7 protein-coding genes are annotated in these 9082 nt (G+C 61.6%); 6 read left to right on the plus strand and 1 reads right to left on the minus strand.

What is annotated here, in order from left to right; genetic code table 11:
• Window positions 1–113 precede the first annotated feature (113 nt).
• Entirely contained in the window at window positions 114–2042 is a 1929-nt protein-coding gene (dnaK, locus tag AAFM29_RS15470; protein WP_341713680.1) for a molecular chaperone DnaK, read from the plus strand.
• Window positions 2043–2110: 68 nt separating this feature from the next.
• Window positions 2111–3232: a molecular chaperone DnaJ gene (dnaJ, locus tag AAFM29_RS15475; protein ID WP_341713681.1), complete on the plus strand. Its 1122-nt coding sequence runs from the start codon at window positions 2111–2113 to the stop codon at window positions 3230–3232.
• 3 nt (window positions 3233–3235) lie between these two features.
• On the opposite strand, the gene AAFM29_RS15480 is transcribed toward dnaJ, so the two are convergent.
• A complete protein-coding gene (locus tag AAFM29_RS15480) occupies window positions 3236–5551 on the minus strand; it encodes a patatin-like protein (RefSeq protein WP_341713682.1) in 2316 nt (771 codons plus the stop codon).
• A gap of 71 nt (window positions 5552–5622) precedes the next feature.
• On the opposite strand from AAFM29_RS15480, the gene radA reads away from it, so the two are divergent.
• The 4 genes from radA to AAFM29_RS15500 all read left to right on the plus strand — a co-directional run.
• A complete protein-coding gene (radA, locus tag AAFM29_RS15485; RefSeq protein WP_341713683.1) occupies window positions 5623–6990 on the plus strand; it encodes a DNA repair protein RadA in 1368 nt (455 codons plus the stop codon).
• An 18-nt stretch (window positions 6991–7008) separates the two neighbouring features.
• The gene (locus AAFM29_RS15490) at window positions 7009–7533 is read left to right on the plus strand and encodes a CvpA family protein (RefSeq protein ID WP_341713684.1); all 525 of its coding nucleotides are present in this window, start codon (window positions 7009–7011) and stop codon (window positions 7531–7533) included.
• 173 nt (window positions 7534–7706) lie between these two features.
• The gene (locus tag AAFM29_RS15495; RefSeq protein ID WP_341713685.1) at window positions 7707–7964 is read left to right on the plus strand and encodes an iron-sulfur cluster assembly scaffold protein; all 258 of its coding nucleotides are present in this window, start codon (window positions 7707–7709) and stop codon (window positions 7962–7964) included.
• Window positions 7940–9082: MFS transporter (locus AAFM29_RS15500; protein ID WP_341713686.1), on the plus strand; the 1143-nt coding region annotated here is incomplete at its 3' end. The genes AAFM29_RS15495 and AAFM29_RS15500, both read left to right, overlap by 25 nt.

Genomic DNA, 9082 nt, shown 5'->3' on the forward strand with positions numbered 1-9082 from the left:
GGCCTATATAAGCCCGGGAATCCGACACGTGGGGTTTCCGCTTCGAACCACATAGGGATTTCCGGCGGCGCCTTCGGGGCCGCCTCGAGATTGCCGCAATAAGTGAGGACGACATGAGCAAAGTCATTGGTATAGATCTTGGCACCACCAACTCCTGCGTTGCCATCATGGACGGCAGGGACGCCAAGGTCATCGAGAACGCGGAAGGTGCGCGCACCACGCCGTCCATGGTCGCATTCGCCGAGGGCGGCGAGCGCCTGGTCGGCCAGCCGGCCAAGCGCCAGGCCGTCACCAACCCCGAAAACACCCTGTTCGCCATCAAGCGCCTGATCGGCCGGCGTTTCGACGACCCGATCACGGCGAAGGACAAGAAGCTGGTCCCCTACGAGATCGTCAAGGGCGACAACGGCGACGCCTGGGTCCAGGCGCAGGGCCAGAAATACAGCCCGAGCCAGATTTCCGCCTTCATCCTGCAGAAGATGAAGGAAACCGCCGAGAGCTATCTCGGCGAAAAGGTCGAAAAGGCCGTCATCACCGTTCCCGCCTACTTCAACGACGCCCAGCGCCAGGCGACCAAGGACGCCGGCAAGATCGCCGGCCTCGAAGTGCTGCGCATCATCAACGAGCCGACCGCGGCGGCGCTCGCCTACGGCCTCGAGAAGAAGGAAAACGGCACCATCGCGGTCTACGACCTCGGCGGCGGCACCTTCGACGTCTCGGTGCTGGAAATCGGCGACGGCGTGTTCGAGGTGAAGTCGACCAACGGCGACACCTTCCTCGGCGGTGAGGATTTCGACGGCACGATCGTCGAATACCTCGCGGACGAGTTCAAGAAGAAGGAAAACATGGATCTGAAGACCGACAAGCTCGCTCTTCAGCGCCTCAAGGAAGCTGCCGAAAAGGCGAAGATCGAACTGTCGAGCTCGGCCCAGACGGAAATCAACCTGCCCTTCATCACCGCTCGCATGGAAGGTGGTACCACCACCCCGCTGCACCTGGTCGAGACGCTGACCCGCTCGAAGCTCGAACAGCTGGTCGGCGACCTTATCAAGCGCACGCTCGAACCCTGCAAGAAGGCGCTGGCCGATGCGGGGATCGACAAGGGCGGTGTCGACGAGGTGGTCCTCGTCGGCGGCATGACCCGCATGCCCAAGGTTCGCGAAGTGGTCGAAGAATTCTTCGGCAAGAAGCCGCACACCGGCGTCAACCCTGACGAAGTCGTCGCCATGGGCGCGGCGATCCAGGCCGGCGTGCTGCAGGGCGACGTCAAGGACGTGCTGCTTCTCGACGTGACCCCGCTGTCGCTGGGTATCGAAACGCTGGGTGGCGTGTTCACCCGCATGATCGATCGCAACACCACGATCCCGACCAAGAAGGCCCAGACCTACTCGACTGCCGAAGACAATCAGCAGGCGGTGACGATCCGGGTGTTCCAGGGCGAGCGTGAAATGGCTGCGGACAACAAGCTGCTTGGCCAGTTCGACCTGGTCGGTATTCCGCCTGCTCCGCGCGGCGTACCTCAGATCGAAGTTATCTTCGACATCGATGCCAACGGCATCGTCAACGTCAGTGCTAAGGACAAGGGCACGGGCAAGGAACAGCAGATCCGCATCCAGGCCTCGGGCGGTCTTTCGGACGCCGACATCGACCAGATGGTCAAGGACGCAGAGAAGTTCGCCGAAGAAGACAAGAAGCGTCGTGAGAGCGCCGAAGCGCGGAACCAGGCCGACAGCCTGGTGCACACCACCGAAAAGCAGCTGTCTGAGCATGGCGACAAGATCGACGCTTCGCTCAAATCGGACATCGAAACCAAGATTGCGGCGGTCAAGACTGCGCTTGAAGGTGACGATGCTGCGGCCATCAACAGCGCGGCACAGGCCCTGACCGAAGTCGCGATGAAGATGGGTCAGGCCATCTACGAACAGGAGCAGGCAAGTGCCTCGGCCGCGCCGGAAGGTGATGCCGCAAGTGGCGATGCCGGTTCGGATGAGGAGGTGGTCGACGCCGAATTCTCCGAAGTCGACGAAGACGCGAAGAACTGATCGCCTGATGATAACCCCACCGCCACCGGTGCCAATCAGCGTCGGTGGCGGCTAGGGCTGGAACGACCATGTCAGCGACAGAAGCCGATTTTTACGAAGTTCTTGGAGTGGCGCGCGATGCCGATGGCGCGACCATCAAGAGCGCCTATCGTAAACTTGCAATGCAACACCACCCCGATCGCAATCAGGGGTGTAAGGAGAACGAGGCCAAGTTCAAGGCGGTGAGTGCCGCCTATGATTGCCTCAAGGATCCGCAAAAGCGCGCGGCCTACGATCGCTTCGGGCACGCCGCCTTTCAGAATGGCGGGCCTGGTGCGGGTGGCCATGGTGCAGCCGATTTTGGCGACATCGGCGATATCTTCGAAACAATTTTCGGTAGCGCCTTCGGTGGCGGCGGACGTGCGCAGCCACGCCGCGGCGCGGACCTGCGTTACGACATGCAGATCGATCTGGAAGACGCCTTCCACGGCAAGTCGACCGAGATCGAGATTGAAGTGTCTCAGAACTGCGACACATGCCACGGTTCGGGCGCCACGCCGGGGACCCACGCACGCACCTGCAACCTGTGCAATGGGCGCGGGCAGGTTCGGGCGAAGCAAGGCTTCTTCGTGGTCGAGCGACCATGCCCCAATTGCCATGGTAGCGGTGAGGTCATCACTTCACCATGCCGCGATTGCGGCGGTGAGGGGCGGGTCGATCGCCCCCAGAAGCTGGCAGTCGAAATCCCGCCGGGGGTTGATACAGGCACCCGCATCCGCCTATCGGGCAAGGGCGAGGCCGGTCCGCGTGGCGCCCCCCCGGGCGATCTCTATATTTTCGTCCATGTGAAGCCGCATACGATCTTCCAGCGCGAAGGCACGACCTTGGCGACGCGCGTCCCGATCAGCTTCACAAAGGCGGCGCTGGGCGGCTCGATCGACATACCCAACATCGATGGTGAGGAAGTCACGATCGAAATCCCGGCGGGTATCCAGTCGGGCAAGCAGTTGCGCCAGCGAGGCGCCGGCATGCCAGTGTTGCAGGGTCGTGGGCGTGGCGATCTCGTGATCGAAATCGCAGTCGAAACGCCGACAAAGCTGACCAAGGAACAGCGTGCGCTGCTGGAGCAGTTCCGCGAGACCGAGACCGGCGATGAATGCCCCGAAAGTCGGGGCTTCTTCGACAAGCTCAAGGACGCTTTCGGCGGCTAACGATCAGCCAAGCCGCTCATTCACTTCCTGCCGCAACGTATCGATCAGTTTCTGCGAGCAACGACGCATGTCCTGCTCTTCGTCCAGTATCGCGTGGAAAGCCTCACGCTTGAATCGGCGGCAGGTCGTGTCATCGAGGTGATCTGGAATGGTCGAACAGACCAGGTCGATCATCCGTTCGCAACCATGCAAACGCCCCCAAAGATAGTCGTTCTCGCGATAGGCGCGGCTGAAGAATGCGCCGAAATTGTAGAACTCGATCCCGCGCAATGTCGCCTGCGTGCCACCTTCGCGGATACTGCGGGCATCGTCCGGGCTGATGCGGTCTACCTTGACCGCGTCGAACTCGGTGAGGGAATCGTTTCGCAACAGGGGTAGGGTGGCCACATCGTAGAAAGGAAAACCGAGATATGCGAACAGCATGCGCCGCCTGAGGTTTTTCGGCATCGCCTCCAAAGCCGCGGACAGCATGACTTCCGCCCGTTCATCTACCTCCGGAAGTAGGCGCTTGGCTTCCAACATGTCGAGCAACGTGGCGGGATCGCGTAGAACATTTTCGGCAATCGGCTCGAAAGCTGAACCAAGCGCGGCAAGTCCTTCCTTCTCGAAGTAGAGCGCCAGGATGCGATAGACAGCCTCACGCGCATCTTCGAGCGCATCGTCATCTATCTCCGGATCGGCTTCCCAATCCCGCGCAAGGCGGCGCGCAAGCAGGCGCAGGCGCCGGATCCGAAACCCGATGTCATGCTCGCGAAAGAAGGCGATTGCCTCGTCTGTTGCCCCGCCAGAGGGATCGGCCAACATATCGAGGCCGCGGCGCCCGAGCTCTTCGCGCAGCACCGCCTCGATTGGCGCCGGATCGTCCAGCATCAGTCGGGGCGCTGCGTCGAGCACGAGCCGCGAAAGCCGCATGACAATTCCCGAGAACTTCGCTTGGGCGTAGGAATGGAAGGAATAACCCGCCTGTTCGGCCGCGGCCTGCTGCGCCTTCCTTCGCCATGCACCAAGCCGGGCCGGCGTAGGGCTATCGAGGAACAGCGTGAGCCCGAAAAGCTTCTCTACCGCTGCCTCGACCTGCGGACGCAGGGCTGTGACGATGCGGCCCGTGCGTTCTGCTTCCCGACTTTGCTGGTCCAGTTGTTCAAGGTTGTCGCGGATCGGTTGCTCGCGCGGTATCGTGGATAACGAACCGAAGATTGCGGAGAAGAAGCCGACCGGCTCATTTAATCCTGCACCGCGATTGCTGAACCGATCAGGGCGGGGGTCGACATAGACGATGCGCCGATCGACTTCGCGCTGCGCAGGCCTGCCGGGCAGGGCGGAAATGGCTCCTGCAAAAGGCTTGTTGACCAGCACCGACCCGTCGATCAGCGAGACACCATCGATTGTACCTCTGTCCACGTGGACCGGGATGATGCGGTCGAGAAAGGCATCGCGTCCCGGCCAGGCACGCCCCGAGCGCAGGATCAGTTGATCCATCTCCTCGAGCCGGAGCGGAGGGAATGCACCTGGAAAGCTAGCGGTTGCTCGCGCCGCAAAGACCAGTTCGAGCGGGTTGGTCAGGTTCTCACCACCCTTGGCAGGCGTTCGTACGCGGAATGTGATCGGGGTACGATGCTCGGTATCCTCTACCACCGGAGGGCTGTGCAGGCGCAGGAGTTCGAGATAGCCGTGAAAATCGGTAGCCGTGACGTAGAGGTCGAGTGGATGGCCCGCCGGCAGTAGCGGTGCTTCGGCAACAGTCGCTTCCATCGCGGCAAAGGCTCTCTCGAGCATGCAGGAGAAGCCGATTCCCGAGAACGGCGGTTCGAACCAGCGCCCGCGGATGAGGTGCGACATCTTGCGACGCACTTCCCGGCGGGTCTCGGGAGCGACGGTATCGGCGATATCGCTGCCTGGACGGCTCAAGAGCCAATTGGCGAAGGGCTGGGCATAGAACTTGGACATTCGCCAGGTTGGCTTGGCCTCTGGATCAACCAGTTGGTCGACGTCGGCAATCTCCAGCCAGAGGTCCGTCAGCGGCTCCAGTGATTGACCCGAGTAAATTGCCTGAGCGAGAAACACGGCGTTGATTCCGCCCGCGCTCGCGCCGCTCATGATGTCGGGCAGCACCCGCAAGCGCAGGCCCTTGGAGTCGGCAATATATTCCAGCAACGACCGGTAAACGGCATCGACCCCACTGCGCGGCGCATCGTCGCGGTGAAAATCCCGGCTGGCGCGCGCCAATTGCCACAGCTCGCGCGTCACACCGTGCATGTAGATTGCGAGGCTGACCCCGCCGTAGCAGACCAGCGCTATTCGTAATTCTTTCTGGCGCATCGGCGCGGCTTTGCATGGATATCCGGGTCTTGGCAATTGCGTTCCTGAATTGTTCCGTTTAGCAAGCTTGCATGGCCAAGCCCAAGAAACGCTATGCCTGCCAGGCTTGTGGCAGCATCACCCACCGCTGGCAGGGGCAATGTCCCGATTGTTCCGAATGGAACACACTGGTGGAGGATGCGCCTGCCACGGTATTCTCGCTGAAACATGACCTTTCAAGCGGTGGCAGGGCGGTGGAATTCGTCGACCTCGATAAGCCCGGTGCGCTTCCAACCAGACAACCAACAGGACTGGCCGAATTCGACCGCGCATTGGGGGGCGGGCTGGTGCCCGGTTCGGCTATTTTGATGGGCGGCGATCCTGGTATCGGCAAATCTACCTTGCTGCTGCAGGCTGCGGCGCAAATCGCCCGCCAGGGCCGCGGGGTGGTATATGTAAGCGGGGAAGAAGCGGCGGGTCAGGTTCGCATGCGCGCGGCTCGGCTCGGACTATCCGATGCGCCAGTGAAGCTCGCTTCGGCCACGGGTGTGCGGGATATCCTGACGACATTGGGGCAGATGGAGGCGCCTGCATTCCTCGTGATCGATTCGATCCAGACCATGCATTCGGACACGATCGAGGGTGCGCCGGGCACGGTCAGCCAGGTTCGTGGCTGCGCTTTCGAATTGATCCGCTACGCCAAGGAAAATGGAGTCGCCCTAGTCCTTGTGGGCCATGTGACCAAGGATGGCAGCATCGCGGGGCCGCGTGTGCTCGAACACATGGTCGATGTGGTGATGAGCTTCGAGGGCGAGCGCAGCCATCAGTATCGCATCCTGCGCGCTTTGAAGAACCGTTTCGGCGCCGTGGATGAGATCGGCGTGTTCTCGATGGCGGGCGAGGGGCTGGAAGAGGTCGCCAACCCCTCGATGCTGTTCCTGTCGGGTCGATCCGAGCCCATGGCGGGGAGTGCGGTATTTCCGGCAATCGAGGGGACCCGTCCGGTTCTGGTCGAAATCCAAGCGCTGATCGTGCGACTCCAGTCCGGCGCTACGCCGCGGCGTGCGGTGGTAGGATGGGACAGCGGGCGACTGGCCATGCTGCTCGCAGTGCTGGAATCGCGCTGCGGGCTCAATTTCAGTTCGGCGGAAGTCTATCTCAACGTTGCCGGCGGCTATCGGCTGAGCGATCCTGCCGCTGACCTGGCGGTTGCGGCAGCTTTGGTGAGCGCTTTGACCGACCGCCCTTTGCCTGATCGCAGCGTGTGGCTTGGCGAGGTTTCGCTGGCAGGCGAGATTCGCCCTGTGGCACATGCCGGTCTGCGCATGCGCGAAGCGGCGAAACTTGGTTTCACTCGCGGTCACGGTCCGACCGACAGCAAGAACCTTCCGTCCGACCTTGAGTTCCTCGGCTTGGGACAACTTGCGAACCTCGTTGACCGGGTAGTCTCGACGGCATAATCCCGAGCCGGTTCGGTCATGGCTGGGTTTGATCTTCTTGTTCTGCTCATAGTGGGCATCGCCGCAGTTGGCGGTTTCTCGCGCGGCTTCGTGCAGGAAGTATTCTCGCTCGCAGCCTGGGTACTGGCCGCCTTCGCTATCCGTTACCTGCACACACCACTCACACTGGCGATGCAGAAGTTTCTCGGTATCGGCGTATCGACATCACTGCTCGCTTTCGCCCTGTTGCTGCTGATCCCCTATGCCGCGATGATCGTAATCGCCAACAACGTCAGTCCTGCGTCGAAAAGTTCTATCCTTGGTCCGATCGATCGCGTGCTTGGCTTCGGTTTCGGTGCGCTTAAGGGTGTGCTGATCACTGTCCTTGCCTTCTCCTTGCTGGTGCTAGGCTACGACACGGTCTGGAGCTACAAAGGCAGGCCGGCATGGATGACCACGGGGCGCAGCTACGAGTTCGTCGATGCCGGGTCACGCGCGCTTGTCGAGATACTGGCTGAACGCCGCGCTCGCCTGCGCGATCAGGCAGCCGCAATCGACGAATGACCACACGTCAGCGCACAGCGCTCTATTCCCCACAATTGCTGGCGCTCGCTGTCGAACTGGCAGAATGCCCGTTTGACCCGGATATGCCCTTGCAGGGGCATGCCAGATCAAGGACCTGTGGCAGCGCGATCACTCTTTCGGCATGCGGTGATGGTCAATTAGACGCCCTCGGTATGCGCGTAGCCGCATGCGCGGTGGGACAGGCGTCGGCCGCCCTGTTCGCTCGGTCCGCGCAGGGCCGCACAGCCGCCGAGCTTGAAGGGACGCTGGCGGAACTGCGAGCCTGGCTCGGCAAAACAGGTGATGAGCCCGCTTGGCCCGGTATCGCGGCGCTGGCACCGGCACTGGACCATCCGGGCCGGCATGAAGCGATCCTGCTGCCGTGGAGAGCCGCGCTCGACGCGCTATGCAATGCCGGAGCCCGCGGCTAAACCCGCTCGATCATAAGCATCACAGGGAGAGCGCAGTCTTGCACCGGGAGCCGACCGAGAAGGAAATCCGTCTCGTCATTGCCGCCAGTTCGGCGGGTACGATCTTCGAATGGTACGACTTTTTCATCTACGGCACGCTGGCCGCGCTGATTGGCGCTGCCTTCTTCCCCAGTGACAACGAGACGCTCGAGATCCTGCTCGTCTGGGCGGGTTTCGCTGTCGGCTTTGGTTTCCGCCCACTCGGTGCGGTCCTGTTCGGTTTCCTGGGCGACAAGTTGGGGCGCAAGTACACCTTCCTTGTCACGGTGACGCTGATGGGCATCGCCACGGCCGGGGTTGGCCTGATCCCCGGAGCAGCGAGTATCGGCATTGCGGCACCGCTGATCGTGATCGGCCTGCGCATCCTTCAAGGTCTCGCCCTGGGCGGCGAATACGGTGGTGCCGCAATCTACGTTGCGGAACATGCCCCTCCGGAGAAGCGCGGGTTCTACACCAGCTTCATCCAGGCAAGCGTTGTCGGCGGCTTCGTGCTTTCGATCATCGTTGTCCTGGCATGCCGGGCATTGATCCCGGCAGACGACTTCGCGGCATGGGGCTGGCGCATCCCCTTCCTGCTTTCGCTGATACTGCTCGGCATTTCGCTCTGGATGCGTATGAAGCTGTCCGAAAGCCCGGTGTTCCAGGCGATGAAGGCGGCAGGCGAAACTGCGGGCAACCCCTTTATCGAGAGTTTCACATACCCCGGTAACAAGAAGCGAATCTTCGTTGCGCTGTTCGGTGTTGCAGGCGTCCTGACCGTGATCTGGTACACGGCCTTCTTCTATGGCCTCTCGTTCCTGCGCGGACCCATGCGGGTAGATGAGAAGTTGACGGAAATGCTCATGCTGATCGCAGGTCTTATCTCGATGAGCTTCTATATCTTCATCGGCAAATGGTCGGATCGGGTTGGACGCAAAAAACCTATCATCATTGGGGCCGTCGCCACCTTGGTGTTCCTGTTCCCGATCTTCTGGGGCATGGGCGCTCTCAGCAACCCGGGGCTTGAAACCAGCGCTCGCGCCGCACCCGTGGTAGTGAGCGGGCCGCAGTGCGAATATGACCCTTTCGCCAGCGTCCAA

Origin of the sequence: Erythrobacter sp., from assembly GCF_038133525.1 — a bacterium.
Classification (GTDB): domain Bacteria; phylum Pseudomonadota; class Alphaproteobacteria; order Sphingomonadales; family Sphingomonadaceae; genus Qipengyuania.